This window comes from Paenibacillus diazotrophicus (assembly GCF_042610465.1).
On the sequence record NZ_JBGJZN010000005.1, the window covers coordinates 161,323 to 185,972 of the forward strand.

Sequence of the window (24,650 nt, forward strand, 5' to 3'; positions counted from 1 at the left end):
TGCCGCCTAAGCGCCTTCGGTTTATCCGAAGGCGCTTTGTGCGTCGGATCGAAACATCTGCGCTTTTGAAATATACGGATGCTGTTGGGATCAGAAGTAAGCTGTATTCTTAGTTTGGGGTTGAACCCATAGTCGCTTATAATTTAAAATTAAGCCATCACGGTGTTGTACAGCTGGGGGAGAAATCATGGATTATATGGATAATATCCGTAACAAACTGGCACTATTGCCCGACCTGCCCGGGTGCTATCTAATGAAGAATGAAGAGGGCACTATTATTTATGTAGGCAAGGCCAAGGTGCTGAAGAACCGGGTCCGCTCTTATTTTACAGGCAGCCATAACGGCAAAACCCAGAGGCTCGTCGCCAATATTGTCGACTTTGAATATATCGTTACGTCCAGCAACATGGAGGCACTCATTCTGGAGTGCAATCTGATCAAGGAACATATGCCGCGCTATAATGTGCTTCTGAAGGACGACAAGACGTTCCCGTATTTGAAAATTACGAATGAAGCTCATCCGCGCCTGGAGGTTACGCGCCGGGTGATTAAGGATAAAGCTAAATATTTCGGCCCGTATCCGAATGCCTATGCAGCCCATCAGACCAAGAAGCTGCTCGACCGGATGTATCCGCTGCGTAAATGCGGTGTGATGCCCAAGGAAGTCTGCCTTTACTACCACATGGGTCAGTGTCTGGCGCCCTGTGAGAAGGAAGTGCCAAAATCTGCTTACGAGGAGATTACGCAGAGTATTGCCGGTTTCTTGGGAGGCGGTCATGACGAGGTCAAGAAGGATCTTCAGAAGAAGATGCAGGAAGCTGCAGAGGAACTTTATTTCGAACGGGCCAAGGAGCTTCGCGACCAGATCATCCACATTGATGCCCTGATGGAGAAGCAGAAGATCAACACGGCGGACACCAAAGACCGCGATGTATTCGGGTATGCTGTGGACAAGGGCTGGATGTGCGTGCAGATCCTGTACATGCGGCAGGGGAAAATGATCCAGCGCCACTCCTCCGTATTCCCATTCTATGGGGAAGCGTACAGTGATTTCATCTCCTATGTGACGCAGTATTATAGTGAGAACCCGGCACTGCCGCAGGAGATCCTGCTGCCGGATACTGTGCTTGAAGGCGCCGATAAGTCAGGCAAGCTGCAACTGGCTGTTAGCGGTGAGGCTGAAGAGGCAGACGCTGAAGATGCGCCGGATACTATGGCGGAGCTGGCTGCCGAAGATGCCATGGAGGCCGGGGCTGCCGGAGAGACTGCCGAAAGCATGTCAGTTGGAGAAGCCGTGGAATCCGATAAAGGTGATACTGTGGCAAAAGCAGCCTTGGACGCTGCAGAACATGAGTCTGAAGCGGCTGCGGAGGGAACTGTCGATGCGGCTGGCGGCGCAGCTGCGCTGCAGGAATGGCTCGGCGTCAAGGTGCTGGTGCCTCAGCGCGGCCTGAAGAAGCAAATGGTCGGGATGGCTTGCCAGAATGGCCGGGTGGCACTGGATGAGAAGTTCCGCCTGATCGAGCGGGATGAGGAACGTACTTCCGGCGCAGCCAGCAGTCTGGGCCAGAGCCTGGGACTGGATTCGCTTAGCCGGATTGAGGCTTTTGATAACTCGAATATTCAGGGAACCAACCCGGTATCCGCAATGGTTGTGTTTATAGACGGCAAACCGGCGCGTAAGGAATACCGCAAATACAAGGTCCGCTCAGTACAGGGACCGGATGATTACGAAACGATGCGTGAGGTGATCCGCCGCCGCTACGAACGCGTGCTGAAGGAGAACCTGCCGCAGCCGGATCTGATTGTGGTCGATGGAGGGAAAGGGCAGATCTCATCCGCCATTGATATTCTGCAGAATGAGCTGGGGCTGTACATCCCGGTCTGCGGTCTCGTGAAGGACGACAAACACAGAACAGCGCAGCTGCTGGTTGGAGATTCCGGCGAACCGGTGAGTCTCGCGCGGGACAGCCAGGAATTCTATCTGCTGCAGCGTATTCAGGATGAGGTTCATAGGTTTGCGATTACGTTCCACCGCGAACAGCGCGGCAAATCGATGGTGACCTCGAAGCTGGACTCCATTCCGGGCATCGGGGAGAAGCGGCGCAAGCTGCTCTTGAAGCATTTTGGCTCCCTCAAAAAAATCAAGGAGGCCACTATCGAGGACTTCCGCCCGCTGTCGATCGGCGACAAGCTGGCTGCACAGATCCTGGATGCGCTCAAGGATGAAGAACCGTCATTATAATGAACTATAATAATATTATGAAGCAGAAACGGCTGAGCTTTCCTTAACAAAGGAGGCTCAGCCGTTTCTTGTGCTTTTTGAGTTAGACTACTGGATTAACAGGCTCTGCATATTCCGCTTTGCGGGGCGGATTGAATCGGTACACGATATAACCCACGATGAAGGGCAGCACAATGGTGACAATACCAGCACTGATATTTACGGGTTCCTTCATGAAGATCAGGGTGGCGCCCATCAGGATGCTGTCAAACACTACATGGCTGAACATGGCCGCAATAAAGCCATAGCGCAGGAAAATGTAACTGAACAGCAGGCCGATTACAGTCAGCTCAATCGGCCGTGAGCTGATGGGATAGATCGGATACAGGGTATGTCCGAACGCCCAGACCAGTGTGGTGATCAGAGAGGCGAGAAAGGTGCTGCGGACGATTTTTTTAACCATGCGTATACCAAACAGGCGGTAGATGGCTTCTTCGGACAACCCGGCAAGCCAGGCTACAATGGGCAGCAGCCAGGCATATCTCATATTGTAAGGAGACTGGCTGGCATCTGTAGTTGACCAGTTATGCAGTGTATACGACAGAATAATGAACATGATCGTCTGCACACCAAGCAGGATAAAAGCCCAGACATAACCGGCACGCATACTGTCTAGCACATACCGGCCATACCCCGGTTCTTTGGCTCGCGGCCAGGGGTTCAGACTTTCTTCTTTTCGCCAGAGGCCATTTCCTCCGACCAGCGAGAAGTAGAGCATCAGAGACATAAGCAGACTATAGAAAATATAGAAGATGAGCGTAATAATCGCCGTTAAACGGCTCTGCAAGCTGTCTCCACTAGCCTCCGGAAGCATATTATAGGTGCTGACCAGCATGATTACAAAATGGGCGGAGCTGAGGAAAATCCCCCGCTTGAACGAAGTGTGCCCTCTGCGCAGAATGCTGTAGATCAAAGCCAGAATGCCTAGTGCCAGTGTGGGTACACCGTAGCCGAGCCCGGTCAGCCAAGTGGCCAGGGATGTTTGATCTTTGACATAGTTGATATGCCAGGCGGGAGCTGAAAATCCAGCCCGGAAATACGAGATTTGCTCCTGCTGGAATTTGAAGCGGTATTCCAGCTGCGATTCTCCAATCTTAACGGAGCTGTCGGTATAGATCAGGTCATAATTGTCACTGCCGGCTTGGATTTGCAGCTTGGAGGGATTAGCTCCCCAAGACTGAAGCCATGGGCTTGCGAGGTTCTCCTTCTGCTCGAGCGAAAGCTCCTGCTCGCTGGCTGTACTTACATTGCCGGAAAGAGCGGCAGCAACTGTCTTTTCCGTGTTCGTGCTGAAGCCGGAATCTTCTCCGCGTCCGAAGCCTACGACTTTGCCGGTATACATATTGAGATCCACCGACAAAATGGGAATGGCTTCGCCGGGGGCATACAGTACGGCATGAAAGACATCAAACGGATAACGCTGATCCAGCTTCTCTTTGGAGTATTGCTCCAAAAGCTTTTCCCGGGACATATAGCCGTAGAAGGAAGAGTCGGTCCGGTAGCTTACTGCCCACTCTTCCCCTGTGGATTCCTGGTGGCCAAGCTGCTTGGCTGCGAATACGGCGGCTTGCTCGCGGGCCTCATTCTTGCTGATGGGGGTGGTGTCAGACTCACCGTTCCCGAGGAGCTGGGGGGCGATCTGGAACATAATGAACACGATGAGACCGATAATACCTGCAAGAATGAGTCTGGTAGTAAGGGGCCGCTGCTGTAGGGGCTGGCCGACGGAATTCATGAAACGCCTCCTTGTGGATATAAATAATGCTGTTATTTTTCATTATAGTATTACTGGCAGGCCTTTTACAAAAAAATACTGTATTATCTTTTTACGTGAAGAGAGCCTAGCTTATGCTTGTTATGTCTGTAAGGCTTTCTTTTGGGGGCTTTAGAACTCCTGATATAAAATGAACCTTTGTGAAGTTGGGGAATAACGATTATAATTTGTATGTTTAAAACGTAAGTTGCGAAAGGATGAGAAGTTTGGCTTCACCAATTCCAAAAATTACAAATTTCAGATTTCTGAAGCTGTCTCCGCCGCAGATTCTGGTGTTCGGCTTTGCAGCCGTCATTCTGATCGGAACCTTGCTTCTGATGCTTCCCGTGTCGAGTACTTCTGGAGTATCGCTCAAATTTATTGATGCCTTGTTTACTGCAACTTCGGCAACCTGCGTAACCGGACTTGTGGTAGTGGATACAGGAACGTATTTCACTGTGTTTGGACAAATAGTCATTATATTGCTTATTCAGGTTGGCGGCTTGGGCTTCATGACGATGGCGACCCTGTTCGCACTGGTGCTGAAACGCAGAATCTCTCTTCGTGACCGGCTGATTCTTCAGGAAGCCATGAATCAGAGCTCAATGGAAGGCATTGTGCGGCTGATCCGCAAGGTGCTCATCTATTCACTCGTCATTGAAGCCGCGGCTGCCGCGATTCTCTCCCTGCGCTGGGCATTTGATATGCCGCTTGGTCGCGCTATCTATTTTGGTATTTTCCATGCGGTATCGATGTTCAATAATGCCGGGTTTGATATCTTTGGAGACTATCGCAGCTTGACTGGGTATGTACACGACCCTATCGTCAATATCGTGGTCATGTTCTTGATCATTTCCGGGGGGATCGGTTTCATCGTTATGTCCGATTTGGTGGAATTCCGGCGCACGCGCAGGCTGTCTCTCCACAGCAAGGTGGTTCTGTCGATGACAGCGGCGCTGATTGTACTCGGAGCAGTTGTTATTTTTGTTTTTGAATTTACGAATTCCCGGACTATGGGACCGCTGAGCTTTGGTGGTAAAGTCTGGGCGGCCTTCTTTCAATCCGTGACCCCGCGCACCGCCGGTGCGAATACAGTGGACATTGCCGGTCTTCGGCAGGCTTCACAATTTTTTATCGTCATTCTGATGTTCATCGGTGCTTCACCAGGCTCCACAGGCGGGGGGATCAAGACGACAACCTTCACCTTGATGATCGGTGCTGTAATCTCGATGCTGCGCGGACGCGAGGATATTGTCTTGTTCCGCTACCGTCTTGCACAAGAACGTGTATTCAAGGCGCTGACGATTACGCTGCTGGCGCTGCTGCTGGTTGTGTCCGTATCCATGATACTGTCTACCACAGAGGATAGGGCTTTTCTCATGATATTGTTCGAGACTACCTCGGCCTTCGCTACCGTTGGCCTCAGCATGGGGCTGACTCCGGAGCTGAGCCTATTCGGTAAAATCCTGATTTGTCTGACCATGTTCGCCGGACGGCTGGGGCTTTTGACACTGGCGTATGCAATTGGTCCAAAACAGGGTAAGCAATTATATAAATACCCGGAAGGCAAAATGATAATTGGATAAGGAGTTACGGATATTATGAAAGCACAGCAGTTTGTCATCATCGGCCTTGGCCGCTTTGGCTCAAGTCTTGCCCTGGAACTCATGGCCATGGGCTACGAGGTGCTCGGAATTGACCATTATGAGGAACGCGTAGAGGAAATGACCGGCCAGCTGACGCATGCGGTCGTAGCGGATGCCACGGATGAGGGGATCATGCGCTCACTGGGTGTACGCAACTTCGACTGCGGCATTGTAGCCATCGGGGATAACATGGAGCGCAGCATCCTGGCGGCGATTCTCCTGAAGGAGCTGGGTGTGAAGCAAGTGGTGGCCAAGGCGATTTCTATCCTTCACGGGCGGGCGCTGTCCAAACTTGGCGTAGACCGGGTGATTTTTCCGGAAAGGGATATGGGTATACGTGTCGCTCATCAGCTGACCACACCCAACCTGCTGGATTATATTGAACTCTCCAAGGATTACAAGGTGGTCGAGCTGACTGTTCCCGCCTGCATGGATGGCAAAAGCTTGTCAGAGCTCAACACGCGGGCTAAATATGGCTGCAGTATCATTGCCCTAAATAAGGAAGATGGCGTTATTGTCGCTCCTACAGCCCACGACCATGTGCATCAGGGCGATATTATGGTGGTCATCGGTTCCAACGCGAGCATCGTGGAATTTGAGGATGAAGCGGTGAATGTGGAGCATTGAGTCACTGCTAGTTACTTAATATAATTGAAACACAAACAAACGCCCTATTTGCTTCCGGGCGTTTTGTTTGTGTTTAGACCAAGATTGGAGTGTGACCTTGCTCAGTCCGTCCTTTATTCCCGCCCCGGTAGGAACACGGCCTCGGTTACCTGTACCAGGCAGCGTGCAGCCGTGCTGAGGCTCCCGTTGCTTGGGTAGATCAGGCAAGTCGTCCGCTGGGTCTGCTCCAGCTCCTTGATGTGCAGGGAGACCAGTCCGCCGCCGTTCAGCAGTTCAGAGCGCAGATATGACTTCGGCAACAGCGCTGCGGCCTTGATCGTTGGCAGCAGCCGGACGATCGCCTCGAAGGAGTCGATCTCCATACGCACATCGGGATCGGTACCGCTTCGCTGAAACAGCTCATCGGTCATGCGGCGGTACCAGGTGCCCTTGGAGAAGAGGATCATCGGCAGCCGGGAGAGATCGCTCATGGTGAGCTTCCCGGAGAGCGCTAGCGGGTGATGCTCGGAGACGACCAGACGGAGCTGATCCTCGAACAGGGGGATGCAGCGCAGACCCGGCTCTTGAGTAGCGGACGCGATAATTCCAAGATCTGACCTGCCCTCGCTGACCGAGGAGACAATTTCATGCGTCTTGCCGGTGATCAGCTTGAGCTCGGCCGCCGGGTATTTCTCCATGTAGGCATTCACCAGCGGCGGCAGTGTGGTCTGGAGTGTCGTGAGGCTGGCACCTAGCGTTACAAGCTGGGGTTCCCCTTCCTTGAACTTCGATAACGCTTCCAGAAATTTGGCGCGCTGCTGCCTTTGCTCCAGCGCATAGGTATAAGTAAGGCGCCCTACCTCAGTCAGCTCCAGCCGCTTGCCGAACCGGTTAAAGAGTGCAACGCCGAGCCGCTCCTCCAGCTTGGAGATTTTGCGGGAGAGGGCGGGCTGGGACAAATTCAGCTGGCGCGAGGCGCGATTCAGGCTGGAATGCTCCACGACGGCAGCAAAAATGTCCAAATCATCAAACATAAGCAATCCTCCCAGAAATCTATATGGAAAGTGATAAATGACATATCCGTTATAAGGAAGTAACCAGTACCAGCAACGGATATCAAGGATTTTCCGGAAATTATTACACTCTAAATGAGAATTATTATCACATTAAATCTATTCTTATGCGTTTATTGTATAACGTTTAATAATTAGATTGCAATTCCCTTATAAGAGAAAAAGGAGTAACATGAAAGTTGACACAAGATATTCACATATTGTGAAAGATGCAGCAATGTCCGGGAAAACAATGAATAGCGGTGAAAATAGACATTTTGCGGGCTCCCGAAGCCCCTGGTCCCCTGTTTCAACTGTACTCCCGGCGGTGTATGCTCATTAATGAAAACGCTGTTTTATATCGGAAAGGGGACACTTTGCATGAGAGGATTTTATTCCAGAAAGATTCATTCCTTGCTTGGCGTTATCCCGCTCGGGTTCTTTTTCCTGGAGCACATGCTGACGAATTTCTCAGCAGTTGAGGGAGGCGCTTCCGGTTTCACAGACAGCGTGTTGTGGCTGAACAGCCTGCCGCTCGTCTTCTTCCTGGAATTGTTCGGCATATGGCTGCCGCTGCTGTACCACGGGGTCTACGGACTGTATATTGCTTATCAGTCCAAGCCAAACCTGAACCGCTTCAACCTTGAACGGAACTGGCGGTATACCCTGCAGCGGATCACTGGAGTGATTACCTTCATCTTCATTGTCTGGCATCTGTACGAAACACGGTTTCAGGTGGCAGTCGGCAAAGTGGAGCACGAAGAGCTTGGCGGTGTCATGCATAATATCGTTACCCAGCCGCTGCTGCTTACCGTATATATCATCGGTATCCTGGCAGCCTGCTTCCACTTCTCGAACGGTCTTTGGTCGTTCCTAATCAGCTGGGGGGTTACCGTAGGTCCGCGTTCCCAAAGAGTATCCTCTGTTATCTGTCTTGGTCTTTTCGTGATTGTCAGCTTCATGTTCCTGTACTCCCTGGTCACTTTCCGGGATGATGAATTCCAGGCTACGGCTTCGGCGGTACAGTCGCTGCGCAGTCTGATCTAAGAAATGTAGAAACCGCGTCCAGCTACGGACGAACCTTAGGATACAATATACAAGTGGAAATTCTGCATAACAATTAGGAGGGAACAATCATGGCATCAGCCGATATCATTATCGTGGGCGGAGGGCTTGCTGGCCTGATGGCTACCATCAAGGCGGCGGAATCCGGCGCGCATGTGCATTTATTCTCCCTTGTTCCTGTCAAAAGATCGCATTCGGTCTGTGCGCAAGGCGGCATTAACGGTGCGGTGAATACCAAAGGCGAAGGCGACTCGCCTTGGGAGCATTTCGATGACACCGTATACGGCGGCGATTTTCTCGCCAACCAGCCTCCCGTCAAGGCCATGTGTGAAGCGGCGCCGGGTATCATCCATCTGATGGACCGGATGGGTGTGATGTTCAACCGCACGCCGGAGGGTCTGCTTGACTTCCGCCGGTTCGGCGGTACGAAGCGGCACCGGACAGCTTTTGCAGGTGCGACGACCGGCCAGCAGCTGCTGTATGCACTGGATGAGCAGGTTCGCCGCTGGGAAGCCGAAGGCATGGTTACCAAAAGCGAGAACTGGGAATTCCTCTCGGTAATCCTGGATGATGAGCGCGTATGCCGCGGCATCAGTGCCCAGAATCTCAAGACCATGGAGATTCATACCTTCCCGGCAGATGCGGTCATTCTGGCGAGCGGCGGTCCGGGGATTATTTTCGGCAAAACGACGAACTCCGTGATCAATACAGGAACAGCAGCCAGTGCTGTATACCAGCAGGGTGTGCATTACGCCAACGGCGAATTCATTCAGATCCATCCGACCGCCATTCCCGGGGACGACAAGCTGCGGCTGATGTCAGAATCGGCGCGCGGAGAGGGCGGACGCATCTGGACCTACAAGGACGGCAAGCCGTGGTACTTCCTGGAGGAGAAATATCCTTCTTACGGGAACCTGGTGCCGCGTGATATTGCAACCCGGGAGATTTTTAATGTATGTGTGGACCAGGGGCTGGGAATTAACGGCGAGAACATGGTGTATCTGGATCTCTCCCACAAAGACCCGAAGGAACTGGATGTGAAGCTGGGCGGTATTATCGAAATCTATGAGAAATTCATGGGCGATGACCCCCGCAAAATCCCAATGAAAATCTTCCCGGCTGTGCATTACTCCATGGGCGGCATGTGGGTCGACTATAACCAAATGACCAATATTCCCGGTCTGTTTGCGGCTGGGGAATGCGAATACCAATACCACGGTGCGAACCGGCTCGGCGCGAACTCGCTTGTATCTGCGATTTATGGCGGCATGGTCTCGGGACCGAAGGCTGTGGAATATATTAAAGGGCTCAAGAAATCGGTGCAGGATATTTCCTCTACTGTATTTGACAGCTTCCATAAGACGCAGACGAATAAATATGAGTCTCTGCTTGCGATGTCCGGCACAGAGAATGCCTATGTCATCCACAAAGAGCTGGGTGAGTGGATGACCGCCAATATGACGGTCGTGCGCGAGAACACCAAACTTACAGCCACCATCGGCAAAATCAAAGAGCTGAAGGAACGTTACCGTAACATCAACATGAACGATACGTCCCGCTGGAACAACCAGGGTGTTGCCTTCACCCGCCAGCTCTGGAACATGCTGGAGCTGTCGGAGGCCATGACCCTCGGAGCGCTGCTCCGCAATGAGAGCCGCGGTGCGCACTATAAGCCGGAATTCCCGGACCGCAATGATGAGGAGTTCCTGAAGACTACCAAAGCCAGCTGGACTGCGGAAGGTCCGCAAATCTCTTACGAAGCAGTGGATGTGTCACTGATTCCTCCGCGGGTACGCGATTACTCGAAGGACTGATTAGGGTCAGCAGGAAACAGATTTATTGAACATTCTGATGCTGCCCAGGCCGTAGCATTTTCTAAAATTTCAGGGAAGTAATGCACCACAATACTTTTAGGAGGTAACAGATATGGCGGAAACTGCTGCAGCTCCCAAAAACGTAAAGTTTATCATTACCCGCCAGGACGAACCGGAAACGGCACCGTATACGGAAGAGTTCGAGCTGGCATACCGTCCGGGGATGAATGTGATCAGCGCTCTGATGGAAATTCAGCGCAACCCGGTCAATGCCAAGGGCGACAACACAGTTCCGGTCTGCTGGGAATCCAACTGCCTGGAAGAAGTATGCGGCGCCTGCTCGATGGTGATCAACGGCAAGCCGCGCCAGGCTTGCGCAGCGCTTATAGATAATCTGGAACAGCCCGTGCGCATCGAGCCGATGAAGACGTTCCCTGTAGTACGCGATCTGGTGATCGACCGCAGCCGGATGTTTAACGCGCTCAAACGGGTCAAGGCATGGATTCCTATCGATGGAACCTATGACCTGGGTCCGGGACCGCGCATGCCGGAGAAGAAACGCCAGTGGGCTTATGAGCTGTCCAAGTGCATGACCTGCGGCGTCTGTCTGGAAGCTTGTCCGAATGTTAATGAGAAGACCAATTTCATCGGTCCGGCTGCCATTTCTCAGGTCCGTCTGTTCAACGCCCACCCTACAGGCGAGATGAATGCCGATGAACGTCTGGATGCCCTGATGGAAGACGGCGGCATCGACGGTTGCGGGAACTCGCAGAACTGCGTGCGGGCCTGTCCGAAAGGCATTCCGCTTACCACCTCGATTGCCGAGATCAACAAGCAGACCACCAAGCATATGTTCAAACGCTGGTTGGGTGTGTAAGATCTGGGAGCCCTTCATGCTTCATACTAAGCTCTAAAAAGCTAAAGACACAGCACTTCTCCGGTGATTGGAGATGTGCTGTGTTTTGTTTTTGGAAGGATTTAATTGTTTCTTTCCGGCCGCAAAACGGGTACATCTTTACACAGTCCTACAGGAATGAACCGATGGATACAGAATGGCATCAGGCTTCGGATTCCAATAAATATAGGTGGATATGTTATAATCTCCATAGTCGATACAACATTCAGACAGTGGATAAACCAGGGAGGTATGACAGTGATTTGTCGTGAACAGGACGGGGATTTGATAATGCTGAAGCAGCAGGAGCACGGTCTGCTGGCCGGTAAATTTGCAGAATGGTTCAAGGAACAGCATGTTCCGGCGGAAGGGCGCCGTGCGGAGGTGTTATGGGCAGTCAGCAATCATGACCGGGGCTGGATCGATCTTGATCACACCCCTTTTTGGAATGATACGGAGGGTGCGCCGTATACCTTTATCGATTTTCCGCTGGTACCGAAGCTAACCTTCTACAGACGGGGACTGGATGAGATTGAGGCGCATACTCCCTATGGTGCTTTGCTGTGCAGCTCGCACTATGAGCGGCTGATCGAGGTATCGGGTGAGGACAGTCCTGAGCTTACCGCCTACCTGAAGTACGAGGAGGAACGCCGGGCACGTATCCACCGTCTCCTGGAGAGCAGTAAACCACTCGCAGAAGGCGAATTGTATTATGATACGAGATTGCTGCAGTTCTGCGATGACCTCTCTCTTTATCTGGGTCTTAGTGAGCCGGGGAGCCTGAAATCGGAAGAGCATCCCTGGTTCCGTGACGGATTCTCCGGAAGTGAGGATTTCAGCTTCACGTCCGGACGGCTGATTTCGGCGGAGTGGCAGGACAAGACTACACTGTTGCTTGATCCTTTTCCATTCACAGAGAACGTCCATGTGAGTTTCAAGCTACGCCGGGTCTCCAAAAAGGATGTGAAGGACAAAGGTATCGCCCTTGCCTTCAGCAGCACGCCCGAAGAAGACTGCTGGATTACCGTAGCCAGCCGGCCGGAATAGCCGCGTTTGTGGCAGGGACGGAGAATAGGAGTGGTATGCCCATGGCTTGGTGGATGTGGACTCTCAATATAGCTGTAATGGTGATGATCTCATGGTGGGTATACCGGATGATGCTGAATAGGATGGGAAAAGGAGTGCTCGTGATCCCTATTCTGATCTATACGCTAATCTCGGTTCAGGATCTTCTGAACTGGATAGATCTTCGCTCCATTTTGCCTGGGGACCGGGGAATGCGTGCGCTTATTCTCATTTTCGCTCTTGCCTCCATGATCTTCTATGTGCTGTTTATTTTTCATGAAATTAAGGAATCAAACAGCAGAGAGGTCAGACTGCAGCAGACGCTCGTACGAATTAGCATTGCAGCCTTCACCTGCATTATTTTTTTCACTATCGTATATACATCCATATATAAGCTGTTCGGACAGTCCTCCTTTGATGGCAATGGGCTGGGCAAAGATTTGCTCAGCCAGCTGATTACCTTCCTCTATTTCAGTGTAGCCACCTTCACTACGGTCGGATACGGAGATGTGGCTCCGGTGGACAATACCTCACGTCTTGTGGTTGTCATGCAGATCAGCTTCAGCTTCATCACCGTAGCTTATGCGCTATCCATGCTGGGGTTGTTCCGCAAAATTCTGGGCCCCGGCTCGGAAGAGGAAATAGAGGCTGCGATTGATGTGAATATCGAAACAGAGGTTGAAGAAAAAGTAGACGAAGCAAAAGAGGAGATTCAAGAAGATGAGGCAGAGAACTCCTCTCCTTCATCCAACCCTGCCCCTTAGCGTTCATTCTTCGACAACCCTGCAAGAAAGGAGAACCTCCCTATGAATAATAGATCGTCTGGGGCTTCTCCGGGCCTCACGGCAGCTGGTGTAGAAGGCGGCCCTCCGCATAGTACTCCGCCCCCGCATACAGGCGGTGGCCGTACCCTTACCCGCCGCCAGTTCCTGGCCCGGGGAGCGGCTGCTGTATTCGGTGCAGGTCTGCTGACCAGCGGCTATGCCTGGCAGGGGGAGCCTAACTGGCTTGACATTACACGGCTGGAATTGTCTTTCAGGAATCTTCCATCCGCTTTTGCCGGAACGCGGCTGGTTCATTTCAGTGATGTGCATTTAGGATTCAACAAGGATGCGCATGATCTTAAGCGCCTGGCCGGACATATACAGGAGGCCCAGCCGGACATTATCTGCTTCACAGGAGATATCGTGGACAGCTATGCGGAAGATCTGGAGAAGTCTGTACCGATTCTCACAGAGCTGAGTGCACCGCTCGGTAAATATGCAATCCTGGGCAACCATGATTATAAGAACACAGAACTGCTTACCCATCTCCTGAATAACGCCGGGTTCCGGGTGCTGCGGAATCAGTCTTATCTGGTGAAGCGGGGCGGCGCAACCATTGCGGTTACCGGACTTGATGACATGCTGCACGGCAAACCTGATCCCCAGGCGGCGCTGAAGGGTGTCCCTGAGGAGATGTTCACACTGCTCATGATGCATGAGCCGGACTATGCAGATACGGCTGAAGCTTATCCCTTCCATCTCCAATTGTCCGGCCACAGTCATGGCGGGCAGATCCGCCTGCCCTTATTGGGTGCGGCTTACACACCTTATGGATCAAATAAGTACATAAGCGGCCTTTATTATACGGAGCAGAAGCAAATGCCAGTGTATGTAAACAGGGGGTTCGGCGAAACCTACATGCCATTCCGGTTCATGTGCAGGCCTGAGCTGACTATTTTCACCCTGCGGCGGACGTAGTACAAAGATCACGCTGTTGGCTGGGAACGGGGCAGAGGGAAAGGCTGGGATTCCATCACACGCACCTATGAAAAGGAGGAGCCTAATGAGCACTTTCGATACGGTATTATCCATGGGACGGCAAGGCGAAAAGGTTGAAATAAGAACAATGCCATCCACGGATGCCGGAGTGCTCAGTGCGCTGCTCAAACATCCGGAGGTGAATCCGCATATTCTGCTGCGTCAGGCTGACAATTCATCGCACACCTATTTGGAGAAGCTGGTGACCCGGATGCTGTATGCCTTTGATCCTTGCGCGCTTCATGCCGGGATTTATGTCAGAGGACGCCAGGAGCTGATTGGAACAGTATCCCTGCAGAACTGGAACCGCCATGAGAACAAGGCTCTACTAGGATATATGCTGAATCCGTTATGGTGGGGGCAGGGAATTGCCACAGAAGCCGTCAGACTGCTGCTGGATTACGCTGTTCAGGAGCTGGGACTTCTGAAGATCGAAGGACGCTGCCGTGGTGACAACCACAGGTCGGAGCGGGTCATGATCAAAAACGGGTTGACCCTGGAACGAATCCTCCCTATGCCAGGCAGTTCCGGGGATGTAATGAAAGTATTCACATTGTTACACAAATGAAATAATGCCGTTATGAAACTCTAACAGTGTCCGGTTAAACTAAGTACATGACCCCCTTTTGAAAATATAAATGCTGCTCGGACCCGATGATTCGGGTCCATTTTTTTTGTGCGGCGATCCTCCTTTGAAGCGTTTTGAAGAATAGAGGGAAGCTTGGCCAAGACTGGCGGCTTCCATGTCAATTAGGATATGATGGTCTTAATCATCCAGTAATAGACCAGGAGGTTAGTATCCATTGAACGAAGTGATCCGAACATTAATGAATCACCGCTCCTACCGGCAGTATCATCAGCAGCCCGTGGAGCCGGAGAAGCTAAAGACCATTATCGAAGCCGCTCAGGCAGCCCCGTCTTGGGTTCACGGTCAGCAGGTATCTATCATTGCCGTGCGGAGTGAAGAGCGCCGCAAGCAGCTTGCAGTGCTCAGCGGGAATCAGAAGCATGTGGCGGAAGCTCCGGTATTTTTAGTGTTTTGTATGGATTTCTACCGGACCAAGGTGGCAAGTGAACTGGAAGGACAACCTTTTGAGGCCGCCAAGGATGTGGATGCGCTGCTTGTCGGCGCTACGGATGTGGGGATTGCTTTATCCAATGCTATTGCTGCAGCGGAGTCGCTCGGTCTGGGCATCATCCCGATAGGCGGAGTCCGCCGTCATACAGCGGAGGTGATCGAGCTTCTGCAATTACCGGAGTATGTATTCCCGGTTGTCGGGCTGTGTGTCGGCTACCCTGCCGAGGAGCTGCCGCAGAAGCCAAGACTTCCCATGGAAGCTGTACTGCACGAGGAACAGTACAATCCGGATGCAAAGGGTTGGATTGAAGAATATAATCTGGCCCACCGAATGTTCCTGAAGGCACAGGGGTTGACGGAGAGGGATTGGAGCAGCACGATTGCCCACTTTTATACCCTTAATCCCCAGTATGGGGATGCGCAGTATACGCTGAAGCAGCAGGGCTTCACCTGCGAGAATCTGACAACATAACAAAATGCACCACAGCCGCTCACGGAAGGACAGCAATCGTCCATCACCGTTCAGGCTTGGTGCATTTTTTGTACTAGAGTGGCACTGAGATTTTTGTCATCTGCTTGTAGTATACCCAATGATCGAACCCGATCTCCTTAAGTCTGGTCACCACAGCTTCATGCTGATCGGCGACACGGGAAGGCTTATGCGCATCGGAGCCAAAGGTTACATCCACTCCGTAATGCAGCGCCCGAGCCAGAATGTCATCGGAAGGATACCATCCGCCGCATAGCTTGGTGCCTCCTGAGGTATTGATTTCGATAGCGATGCCGCATTCCCCGATCACGCGCAGACACTCATCAATCTCTGCTGCAGCGGGGATATCCGAGAATTGCGGGAAATTGCCCTTCATGGCATCAATGTGACCGAGAATCTGGAACATGCCGCTGCGTGCAGATGCGGTAATCAGCCGGTAGTACTCAGCCTTGCTGGCAATCTTCCCTTTCTGGCTGAGCCCTTTCCAGCGGCCTTTATTAAAAATGCTCACACCGCCCACACTATGTACCGAGCCGATGATGTAATCAAACGGATAAGCCGACAAGGTACGGCGGTACAGCTCCGCATGTTCGGGGAAATAGTCCGATTCGATGCCGAGCAGAACGTCAATGGTGCCTGCGTATTCTTGCTGCAGAGCCAATACTTCTTCTACATAATGGGCGAGCTCGGATTTGGCCATGGCAATATGGGGAAAAGCCTGCTCCGACGGACTGCCGAAGTAAGGGGTATGATCGGAAATGCCGATGACTTCAAGCCCCGCAGCAATTCCGGCTTCAATATAATCCCTGATCGTTCCGTCCGCGTGGCCGCAGCGGAAATGATGGGTATGCAGGTCGAACTTCATAGATAGAACATCTCCTTAGGCCAAAATGAACAGAAGTTAAGTTTTAGAATGGTTGTCTATTGTAGTCTTCACTTCGTGGGGGGATATTATCGGGTGTTACTTGCCCCCGCATAGTGTTCGGGACACCATTCACTTGGCGGGGCTCACTCTGAGCCGATGAATTGAGCTTCCGGCATCCCTTTGAGATCGCTCAGAAACTGCCGCATGGCAGAGTTGACGTATTTGCCTGATTTGGTAATGACCCCAACAGGATGTGTGACCTCAAGCTCAATAATCGGAACGATCTTAAGGGTGCCGCTGCGCACCTCGGCGGATACCGACTGTTTCGATATCACGGCCGCGCCAAGATCCAGCTCCACCATCCGTTTGACTTCCTCACTGCTGGTCAGCTCCATAATAACTTGAGGCTGGATGCCATGCCTGGCGAATACATCATCAGCAAATCTCCGGCCGACCGTGTCCGGCGAGAGCAGAATGAGCGGGGTGTTGCGCAGCGCTTCGATTCCGGCCGTTTTGACCTGTGCAAGAGGGTGGCGTGGAGAAACCACTAATTCAAAGGTGTCATAGTAGAGTACAGAGGTAGTCATTCCCGGGCTCCGGCCGATCAAGTATCCAATACCGACATCGACCAGGCCGTTCTCCACATGCTGATAAATTTGGGATGAGGACATGGACGAAATGGAAGTCTTGATATGCGGGAACTGGTCTTGAAAATAGGAAAGGATTCGCGGCAGAATCTGAATGGCGATCGAGGTAGTCGTACCGAGTATAATATGCCCCTGGGGATTCTCGTCCAAATCCGCAAGACGCTGCTTAAGCTCTTCGACGATGCTTACGATCTGTTCCGCATGCGACAGGAATACCTGTCCCCTGTCTGTTAAAGTTACCGGCTGGTTCCGGTCTACGAGCTGGGTTTTGAACTCTTCCTCAAGGCTTTTGATCTGCGCTGATACCGCCGGCTGGGTCAGGTTGAGCAGTTCACCCGCCTTGCGGAAGCTCATGGTTTTGGAGATGGTAATCAGCGTCTCTAGCTGGCTGATATTCATGGACGTACCCCCTTTTGGCCTGATGACGGATGCCGCCTTTTAATTGTAGGATGTTAAAATAATGCCTTCATAGGACTTAGGAGTCCTTTTGTTAAGTAGGGTTATGAATATGCTCACGTGTCCGTAAGTGTTCGGGATAAGCCGTGAAATAACGCTCCACGATGTGGGCACGGATGGTTATAGGGGGTCCTGCTTAAGACTGGAGTAGTTACCGCCACAAGCCCTTTTTGTGCTATGGACGATGCTGCCTTATTAATATCTATCTTACGCTGGATGTCGGCATTTGATTAAATTATAGGAGATAACCTCCGGCAGGGCAATGTTGCCCACAAAACTATCATATTAATTCCTTCGACAAGACCATTAATTTTTGGTGAATAATACCGATATATGAAGTATAATAATCAATATTACTTAGGACTTTTGGTACATGACTAAAGCCTGGTAGAGGGGAGACAGCACTTTCATGAGAGCAGAAGTAATTAATCCGTTTTTAGAATCTGCAAGAATTGTAATTGAACAGGTGATACAGGTCTCGCCATCCACCGGTAATCTGGGGATAAAAGACATTGAGCTGATTGATAATCATATATGGATACAGGTCGGAATGACAGGCCAATTGAGCGGGAATATTATTTTCGGAATCGCTGAAAAGGTAGCGCTCAAGATCGTATCAGCTATGATGGGCGGTTATGTGATTACTGAGATGGACGAGATGGGACAGAGTGCAATTTCGGAGCTGGGCAACATGATCAGCGGTAATGCCAGCACCATTTTATCGAATCAGGGGGTAAGCGTCGATATTACTCCTCCGAAGCTGATGAAGACAGCGGGGATGTCGGTAATGCCGCGCAAAGCGCTGAGCATCCCGCTTTTGATGGAAGGCATTGGTGAGCTTGATATTCAGGTAATGATCTCTTAGTCGGACAATTGGAGCTGAGACTTTATTCATGGAACTACAAGATAAAGTGGTTGTGATAACAGGAGCTTCGAGCGGGATTGGAGCGCTTACGGCCCAGATGCTCAGCAAGCGTGGGGCTGTGCCTATCCTGCTGGCCCGATCCGAAGACAAGCTGAAAGAAACAGCGGCCGGTATACCGGGCGTTTTTGGCCTGTATATCTGTGATGTTACCGATGAGGCCCAGGTCCATAAGACCTTTGCGGACATCCTTAGCGCCCATGGAAGAATTGATGTTCTGTTGAATAATGCCGGGTATGGCAAATTCGCTGGGTTTACGGAGATGGAGTCCCATGAATTCGATGACATGATGGATGTGAATTACATGGGCATCGTACGGTGTACCAAGGCTGTAGTCCCGCATATGCTGGAACGGGGAAGCGGTCAGATTGTCAATGTAGCATCCATGGCTGGCAAAATCGGCACAGCACGTTCCGTTGCTTATAGCGCAACCAAACACGCTGTGCTGGGCTTCACTAACGCACTGCGTCAGGAGCTGCGCACTCAGGGGATTACCGTCTCGGCGGTTAATCCGGGGCCGATTGCCACGGAATTCTTCCGAACTGCTGATCCTTCCGGCAGCTACGAGAAAAGTGTAGCCCGGATCATGATGACACCCGAGCATGTGGCCAAGAAGATCGTGAAGCTGATCGAGAAGGGGAAGGAAGAGATTGATCTTCCCGGCTTTGCGGCATGGGGTATCCGCTTGTATGGTCTATTTCCCCGTCTTGCGGACAAACTTACCTATAATATGATGAACCGGAAATAATAATGGCTTAGAATGGATCAAAAGGCCTTCCATTTGGTGGAGAGGCTTTTTTGGCATATAATGAACATATTATCTCACACGAAAAGGATGAATTACTAATATGAATAAAGCTTCTTTTGCGGCCATCGGGATTCAGGAAGACCTCGTTGCCCGATTGTCGGAATTCGGCATTCAAGATCCATCGCCTGTGCAGGAGCAGACGATTCCGCTGCTGCTGGCGGGAAGAGACGTGCTTGCCGCATCCCAGACCGGGACCGGTAAGACGCTGGCTTACCTGCTGCCGCTGCTCCAGGGGATTCATCCTGAGCAAAAATCACTACAGAAGCTGGTGCTGGCGCCTACTCAGGAGCTGGCGATGCAGATTCTCCGCGAGGCGGAGCGGTATGGAGCCCACCGCGGCATTAGGGTGATGGGGCTGATCGGAGGCGCAGCGATTAAGCGCCAGATCGATAAGCTGCGCGAGCATCCACACCTGGTTGTGGGTACGCCCGGCCGTATCCGGGAGCTGATCGGGCTCCGTAAGCTGAAGATGCATGAGGTGACCACGATTGTCATCGATGAAGCGGATCAGATGTTCCAGCTCAGCGGTGCAGGTGAGGTGGCGAAGATCGTCAGCAGTGCGCTGCGCACGCGTCAAATGGTTATGCTGTCGGCGACCATCGGTCCGGAGACGAAGGCGCTTGCAGCACGGGAGATGAAGAATCCCGCGGAGGTCGGTATTGAGCCGGGTGTCATGACTGCCCAGAGTCTGGAGCATCACTATGTGGTTAGCGAGGAGCGCAATAAGATAGATATGCTGCGCCGTGTGATCCGTCATTACAATCCGGATCGGGCGATTGTGTTCGTCAATGCCACCGACGATATCGCTGAGGTGACTGCGAAGCTTAACCATCTGGGGCTGACGGCAGCCGCACTCTACGGCGACGCGGATAAGGTGACGCGCAGCAATGTGCTTGCCCGCTTCCGTGACGGCAAATTCCGTGTGCTGGTGGCCAGCGACGTAGCTGCCCGGGGTCTGGATATCGAGAATCTGACGCTGGTCGTCAGCTTCGATCCGGCTTTCGACTCGGAGCACTATGTGCACCGGGCCGGGCGCACGGGCCGCATGGGACGCCGCGGCCTGTCTGTAACGATCGTCACGGAGCAGCAGACGTTCATCATGCGTAAGTTCGCCAAGGAGCTGGACATCCAGCTTGAGGAGAAGGAAATGGTAGGCGGCAAGGTACGAGCCGCCGATGAGGCCCGCAGCGAGTACCGCGGCGGGATGGATTCCGGACGCCGCGATGGCGGCAGCCCGCGCGCGGACGGATCTGCGGCGCGCAGCAGCAAGCCGCAGGTGCGGACTTCGGCAGCGGGAGGCCCAGCCTCCGCGGCCGGGGCCGCTGTTCCGCAGCCGGGAGCAGCTGCAGGTCTTGGTGCGCGGCGCGATCAGCAGCGCCGCAGCCCGGGTTCCGGCGCAGGAGCCGGAAGCGGCGCTCCTGCGAGCAAGGCGCGCAGCAGTGCGGAGCGCGAGAAGAACCGCAAGAACAAGGGAGCGCCCAAATGGCTGAAAGACAAAACCCCGAGAGGTGACGGTCAATGAATACTGCCCCCGTACTGCAAATTACGGGCTTAAGCGGAGGTTACAGCCTGAACAAGCCGGTGCTGCACGATATCGGCCTTCAGGTGCAGCCTGGAGAAATGGTCGGGCTGATTGGATTGAACGGAGCAGGCAAAAGTACAACAATGAAGCATATTCTGGGCCTGATGTCACCGCATAAAGGTGAGATCACCGTCCAGGGTAAGACCCGGATCAGCGACCCTGAGGCCTATCATGGTGCGCTGTCTTTTGTACCGGAGTCGCCCTTGCTCTATGAGGAAATGACAGTCCGTGAGCATGTGGAATTTACCGCCAGGGCATATGGTGTGGAGCGCAGTGATTATGAATCCCGCAGCAGCCAGCTGGCCGCACTCTTTAATATGGAGGACAAGATGGATACCCTGTCCTCGCATTTATCCAAAGGCATGAAGCAAAAGGTTATGATCATGTGTGCTTTTGTGGCGCGTCCGGCGCTGTATGTAATCGATGAGCCGTTTCTGGGGCTGGACCCGCTGGGCATCCGTTCCCTGCTCGATTTCATGCTGGATCTGAAGAAATCCGGGGCTTCGATTCTGCTAAGCTCCCATATCCTCTCCACCATCGAGAATTACTGCGACCGCTTCATTGTCCTGCACCGCGGCAAGGTGATCGCGGAAGGTACGCTGGCGGAAATGACCGCGGCTGCCGGGCTGCAGGGATTGAATCTGGAGCAGCTGTTCTACGAACTGGTTCAAGGGGGGAAATGATATGGATTTGAAGGAGCTGCGCCGGCAGCGGCGCGGCAGGTTCACCGGAAGCCTGATCCCCTATATGGGTTATATCATTCAGAGCGGCGTAGCCATGATGTTCCTGCTGGTCTTAATCATCTTCTCAGCCTGGTACACTTCACTGCTCCGCGATGTTCCGGCGGGTATTCCGATCCGCTGGATTATGCTGGTTCTCCTCCTGCCTGCTGCTGCACACAGCAGCTTCAGGACATATCTGCAGAGTCCTGATACCATCTTTCTATTGCCGCAGGGACACCGGATGAAGGAATATTTTGCTCCGGCCTGGGTTGCCGGGAATGTCTGGAAGATTCTGCGGCTGGCTTTTGTGCTGATTACCCTGTGGCCCCTCTACATACGCACGGATGAATCTCATCAAATGCTGCTGGCCACACTTGTTGTACTGATCCTGGTGAAGCTGCTGGCAAGCTTTGGCCTGTGGCGGGAGCTTACTATGCTGTCCCGTCCGGCTGCTCTGGGCTACAACCTGCTACGCTGGGCAGTCTCGGGATTGATGATTGCCGCATGGCTGTGGCAGCCCTCTCTGCGCGCAATAATCTTCATCGTGATTCTGGCAGCAGCCTATCTGGCTGCGCTTGCGGTTCCCGGACGGCACGCTGTTCCCTGGGAACGCCTCATTGCCACCGAACGCAATCAGGGAGCGATAGCGCTAATGATTCTAGGCTGGTTCGTGGATGTACCCGGTCGGGAGCAGCGGGTCTATACCCGCCGTTACCTGTCCAAATGGGGCCGGGGCATCCCGTGGCGGCGCCCTACCGCCTACCGCTATCTCCTCACCAAAAGCTTTGCCCGGGGTGACATCTTCGGCATTGTGCTGCGGATCGCTGTTCTGTCGCTACTGCTGGTCTGGTGGAACCGGGACAGCTATGTGGGCAGCGGTATTTATCTGTTTTTCCTGTTCATTATAGGCGTGCAGCTGTCGGCGCTGCGCAAGCTGCAAAGCGAGTCGTTCTGGCTGACTATCTATCCTCTACCGGAGGGCAGCAAAGCAAGCAGTACGATTCAGTTCATCTTCCGTGCACATTTACTGTTGGCGGTATTGACCGGTCTACCTTTCCTAGTCGCGGTAGCCGGGCGCCCACTGCCTGTAATCGGCACCTTTCTTGCCGGCGGCCTGCTGGCGTATCTCTTCAGGACCCGTGCTTCCCGCAAAGCTGCGCAGGAGGACGACGATATCTAGATGGAGTTAACTTGGGGATTTGATAAGAGGTCAATTATTCTAAGTGGATAAAGGCCCATTTAGTTCTACACTCACATCAGTTCCTAAGGAGCTTCAGGGTCTTCTCTATGCTTTCAAATCCTCAGCTCTTAGGGATCTCACAGTCTTATCAGTATCTGAAAAAAACGCCTTGGCTGGAGCATTGGCTCCCGTCAAGGCGTTTTTTGAGTTCATGATAGGTAAGGTTATCCAGGGAACATCTGGAATGGGGAATCCCATCTTTACTTCCGCAAGTGGCAGGGAATGGCGTACAACGCGGGTAGGACGGGAGAGAGCCGGGGCCCCCTCCCGGGATGGTTATTCCCGGTTAGACAAAGAGTGAACGGCTGATGATGACCAGCAGGATAAAGAGAACCAGAATTGCACCAGTGCTTGTAAATCCAGGGTATCCATATCCGCCTCTAACTTCTTCGCTCATGTTCATTCCCCTTTCGCGTGTGAGTTGTTGTACTTGAGTACACCGTATTGTATGTGCGGAGAGAACAACGTGTATAGGCCAATGCCATAACGGCCTGCAAAAAAAATACAGCCCCGGCATGGCCGAAGCTGAATTCTATGAACAAGGCTTGCTAGATCAGGATTTTTCCAGATCCTGTATTCCGGCATAGACCATATCGAATAGATCTTCGAGCTGATCTTCCTCAATACAGGAGAAGGCTACGCGCAGATCAGTCTCCCCTAGGGCAATCGTGCCCAGACCGTAGTTATGAATCAGGTGCTGGCGCAGATCGTCGGCGTGAACAGTGTGCAGCTTCAGGCACATGAAGTATCCGGAGTTGAAAGGATAATAGCTCCAGACCTCATTGCCGTATTTGCCGCCGTCCATCAGTGCCTTCACTTTGTTGGCACGGCCCTTCATGATCTGGAATTTCTCTTCCTTCTGCTCGGCGAACTCTGGCGACTTGAGTGCATCCAGGACAAAGGTCTGCGAAGGATGCGGTCCGCTGGAAATGGTGGCACGGATAATTCCCATCGTCTTCTGTTCCAGGGCAGAGAGTACTTCCTTGCTGTCTGAAGCATAAGTGATAAAGCCGACGCGGAAGCCCCAGACAAACTCTTCTTTGGTCGCACCGTCAATCTTCACGGCTAGTACACGCGGATGCAGATTGGCCAGACGGCCAAAGAGGGATTCCTTCAGTGAATCTTCAAAAAAGAGCCCGAAATAGGCGTCGTCGCTGACCACTACGACATTGATGCCCTCTTCTGCCGCACGCAGAATGGAAGCCACAATCGCTTCGCCTTCCTTGATTCCCGGAGTATAGCCTGTAGGGTTATTCGGAAAGTTAAGCAGCACAATCGCTTTGCCGCGGTCCTTCTGGGCTAGCAGTGCATCCAGTAGTCCCTCGCTGTTGAAGTTCATATCTTCAGTGAAAAGCGGATAGTTGACGGAATCTGTGAGACGGCGCACACCGAAGGTCAGCTCGTAGTTCTCCCAGTTTTTGTCCGGATAGATGACAGCATCACCTTGATCTGCGAACAGGTCGGCAACGATGCTGAGCCCGTGAGTCAGGGCATTGGTAACGATAGGGTTGCCGAAGGATTTGCCTTCAAGCGACGGCGTCTCGCGAAGCATTTTCTCACGCCACACGGTGCGCAGCTCAGGTTTGCCTGCTGGCGGAGCATAACCATACAAGTCCTTGGGGCTGTAAGCGGAGAGCTTATCCTGAATAACGCCAAGGTGCATAGGTACACCCTTTTCAGTGGCAATACCGATAGTTGCATTGTATTTCTTCGCATGAGCGGCCGCTTCAGCGGATTGGCTCAGAATTCCCTCTTTGGGATAATACAGCGCTTTGCCAAGATTGGAGAGCATATCGTATACATATTCATTGCCTGCCTTGATGCTGTCATTCAATTGTCCAGCCAGTGGATTCATCGG

22 protein-coding genes are annotated in these 24,650 nt (G+C 52.5%); 16 read left to right on the plus strand and 6 right to left on the minus strand.

The features are described 5' to 3' along the window. Positions 1-187 precede the first annotated feature (187 nt). The gene (gene uvrC / locus ACAN54_RS19780; protein WP_379159192.1) at positions 188-2,245 is read left to right on the plus strand and encodes an excinuclease ABC subunit UvrC; all 2,058 of its coding nucleotides are present in this window, start codon (positions 188-190) and stop codon (positions 2,243-2,245) included. An 82-nt stretch (positions 2,246-2,327) separates the two neighbouring features. Here uvrC and ACAN54_RS19785 read toward each other — a convergent pair whose 3' ends face one another. Further along, positions 2,328-4,019 (minus strand): CPBP family intramembrane glutamic endopeptidase, encoded by a 1,692-nt coding sequence (locus ACAN54_RS19785; RefSeq protein WP_379159195.1) that lies wholly within the window; start codon positions 4,017-4,019, stop codon positions 2,328-2,330. A gap of 236 nt (positions 4,020-4,255) precedes the next feature. Between ACAN54_RS19785 and ACAN54_RS19790 the strand changes: the two genes are divergently transcribed. Beyond that, positions 4,256-5,623, plus strand: a complete 1,368-nt coding sequence (locus tag ACAN54_RS19790) for a TrkH family potassium uptake protein (protein ID WP_379159198.1) — start codon at positions 4,256-4,258, stop codon at positions 5,621-5,623. A 15-nt stretch (positions 5,624-5,638) separates the two neighbouring features. Then, positions 5,639-6,310 (plus strand): potassium channel family protein, encoded by a 672-nt coding sequence (locus tag ACAN54_RS19795; RefSeq protein ID WP_379159201.1) that lies wholly within the window; start codon positions 5,639-5,641, stop codon positions 6,308-6,310. 113 nt (positions 6,311-6,423) lie between these two features. Here the strand turns inward: ACAN54_RS19795 and ACAN54_RS19800 are convergent, their stop codons facing one another. Next, a complete protein-coding gene (locus ACAN54_RS19800) occupies positions 6,424-7,323 on the minus strand; it encodes a LysR family transcriptional regulator (RefSeq protein ID WP_379159204.1) in 900 nt (299 codons plus the stop codon). Positions 7,324-7,722: 399 nt separating this feature from the next. Here ACAN54_RS19800 and ACAN54_RS19805 point away from each other — a divergent pair, with 399 nt between their 5' ends. The 8 genes from ACAN54_RS19805 to ACAN54_RS19840 all read left to right on the plus strand — a co-directional run bounded on the left by ACAN54_RS19805 (position 7,723) and on the right by ACAN54_RS19840 (position 15,532). After that, on the plus strand, positions 7,723-8,388 hold the full coding sequence (locus ACAN54_RS19805; protein ID WP_379159207.1) for a succinate dehydrogenase cytochrome b558 subunit: 666 nt from the start codon (positions 7,723-7,725) through the stop codon (positions 8,386-8,388). 89 nt (positions 8,389-8,477) lie between these two features. After that, positions 8,478-10,220: a succinate dehydrogenase flavoprotein subunit gene (gene sdhA / locus ACAN54_RS19810; RefSeq protein ID WP_379159210.1), complete on the plus strand. Its 1,743-nt coding sequence runs from the start codon at positions 8,478-8,480 to the stop codon at positions 10,218-10,220. 112 nt (positions 10,221-10,332) lie between these two features. Beyond that, positions 10,333-11,097 carry a succinate dehydrogenase iron-sulfur subunit gene (gene sdhB / locus ACAN54_RS19815; protein ID WP_379159213.1) on the plus strand — a complete coding sequence of 255 codons (765 nt, stop codon included), beginning with the start codon at positions 10,333-10,335 and terminating at the stop codon, positions 11,095-11,097. Between the two features lie 276 nt (positions 11,098-11,373). Continuing rightward, entirely contained in the window at positions 11,374-12,162 is a 789-nt protein-coding gene (locus ACAN54_RS19820) for a DUF3891 family protein (protein ID WP_379159216.1), read from the plus strand. A gap of 41 nt (positions 12,163-12,203) precedes the next feature. Then, on the plus strand, positions 12,204-12,944 hold the full coding sequence (locus ACAN54_RS19825) for an ion channel (RefSeq protein WP_379159219.1): 741 nt from the start codon (positions 12,204-12,206) through the stop codon (positions 12,942-12,944). A 42-nt stretch (positions 12,945-12,986) separates the two neighbouring features. Further along, positions 12,987-13,922, plus strand: a complete 936-nt coding sequence (locus ACAN54_RS19830) for a metallophosphoesterase (RefSeq protein ID WP_379159222.1) — start codon at positions 12,987-12,989, stop codon at positions 13,920-13,922. Positions 13,923-14,007: 85 nt separating this feature from the next. Beyond that, positions 14,008-14,550 carry a GNAT family N-acetyltransferase gene (locus tag ACAN54_RS19835; protein ID WP_379159225.1) on the plus strand — a complete coding sequence of 181 codons (543 nt, stop codon included), beginning with the start codon at positions 14,008-14,010 and terminating at the stop codon, positions 14,548-14,550. A 244-nt stretch (positions 14,551-14,794) separates the two neighbouring features. Continuing rightward, positions 14,795-15,532, plus strand: a complete 738-nt coding sequence (locus ACAN54_RS19840; protein WP_379159877.1) for an NADPH-dependent oxidoreductase — start codon at positions 14,795-14,797, stop codon at positions 15,530-15,532. Positions 15,533-15,605: 73 nt separating this feature from the next. On the opposite strand, the gene ACAN54_RS19845 is transcribed toward ACAN54_RS19840, so the two are convergent. Continuing rightward, the gene (locus ACAN54_RS19845; RefSeq protein ID WP_379159228.1) at positions 15,606-16,415 is read right to left on the minus strand and encodes a histidinol-phosphatase; all 810 of its coding nucleotides are present in this window, start codon (positions 16,413-16,415) and stop codon (positions 15,606-15,608) included. A 143-nt stretch (positions 16,416-16,558) separates the two neighbouring features. Then, positions 16,559-17,461 carry a LysR family transcriptional regulator gene (locus tag ACAN54_RS19850; protein WP_379159231.1) on the minus strand — a complete coding sequence of 301 codons (903 nt, stop codon included), beginning with the start codon at positions 17,459-17,461 and terminating at the stop codon, positions 16,559-16,561. Positions 17,462-17,927: 466 nt separating this feature from the next. Between ACAN54_RS19850 and ACAN54_RS19855 the strand changes: the two genes are divergently transcribed. From ACAN54_RS19855 to ACAN54_RS19875, 5 genes are all read left to right on the plus strand, one after another. Next, positions 17,928-18,383, plus strand: a complete 456-nt coding sequence (locus ACAN54_RS19855; RefSeq protein WP_379159234.1) for a chemotaxis protein CheX — start codon at positions 17,928-17,930, stop codon at positions 18,381-18,383. A gap of 28 nt (positions 18,384-18,411) precedes the next feature. After that, positions 18,412-19,188 carry an SDR family NAD(P)-dependent oxidoreductase gene (locus ACAN54_RS19860; RefSeq protein WP_379159237.1) on the plus strand — a complete coding sequence of 259 codons (777 nt, stop codon included), beginning with the start codon at positions 18,412-18,414 and terminating at the stop codon, positions 19,186-19,188. A gap of 100 nt (positions 19,189-19,288) precedes the next feature. Next, a complete protein-coding gene (locus tag ACAN54_RS19865; RefSeq protein WP_379159240.1) occupies positions 19,289-20,770 on the plus strand; it encodes a DEAD/DEAH box helicase in 1,482 nt (493 codons plus the stop codon). Next, positions 20,767-21,513, plus strand: coding sequence for an ABC transporter ATP-binding protein (locus tag ACAN54_RS19870; protein WP_379159243.1), 747 nt, complete (start codon positions 20,767-20,769; stop codon positions 21,511-21,513). The genes ACAN54_RS19865 and ACAN54_RS19870 overlap by 4 nt, the downstream gene beginning before the upstream one ends. 1 nt (position 21,514) lies before the next feature. Then, positions 21,515-22,732: an ABC transporter permease gene (locus ACAN54_RS19875; protein WP_379159246.1), complete on the plus strand. Its 1,218-nt coding sequence runs from the start codon at positions 21,515-21,517 to the stop codon at positions 22,730-22,732. A gap of 346 nt (positions 22,733-23,078) precedes the next feature. Here ACAN54_RS19875 and ACAN54_RS19880 read toward each other — a convergent pair whose 3' ends face one another. After that, a complete protein-coding gene (locus ACAN54_RS19880) occupies positions 23,079-23,189 on the minus strand; it encodes a hypothetical protein (protein WP_020429695.1) in 111 nt (36 codons plus the stop codon). Between the two features lie 156 nt (positions 23,190-23,345). Beyond that, positions 23,346-24,647 carry an aminotransferase class I/II-fold pyridoxal phosphate-dependent enzyme gene (locus ACAN54_RS19885; RefSeq protein ID WP_379159249.1) on the minus strand — a complete coding sequence of 434 codons (1,302 nt, stop codon included), beginning with the start codon at positions 24,645-24,647 and terminating at the stop codon, positions 23,346-23,348. Positions 24,648-24,650: the final 3 nt, after the last annotated feature.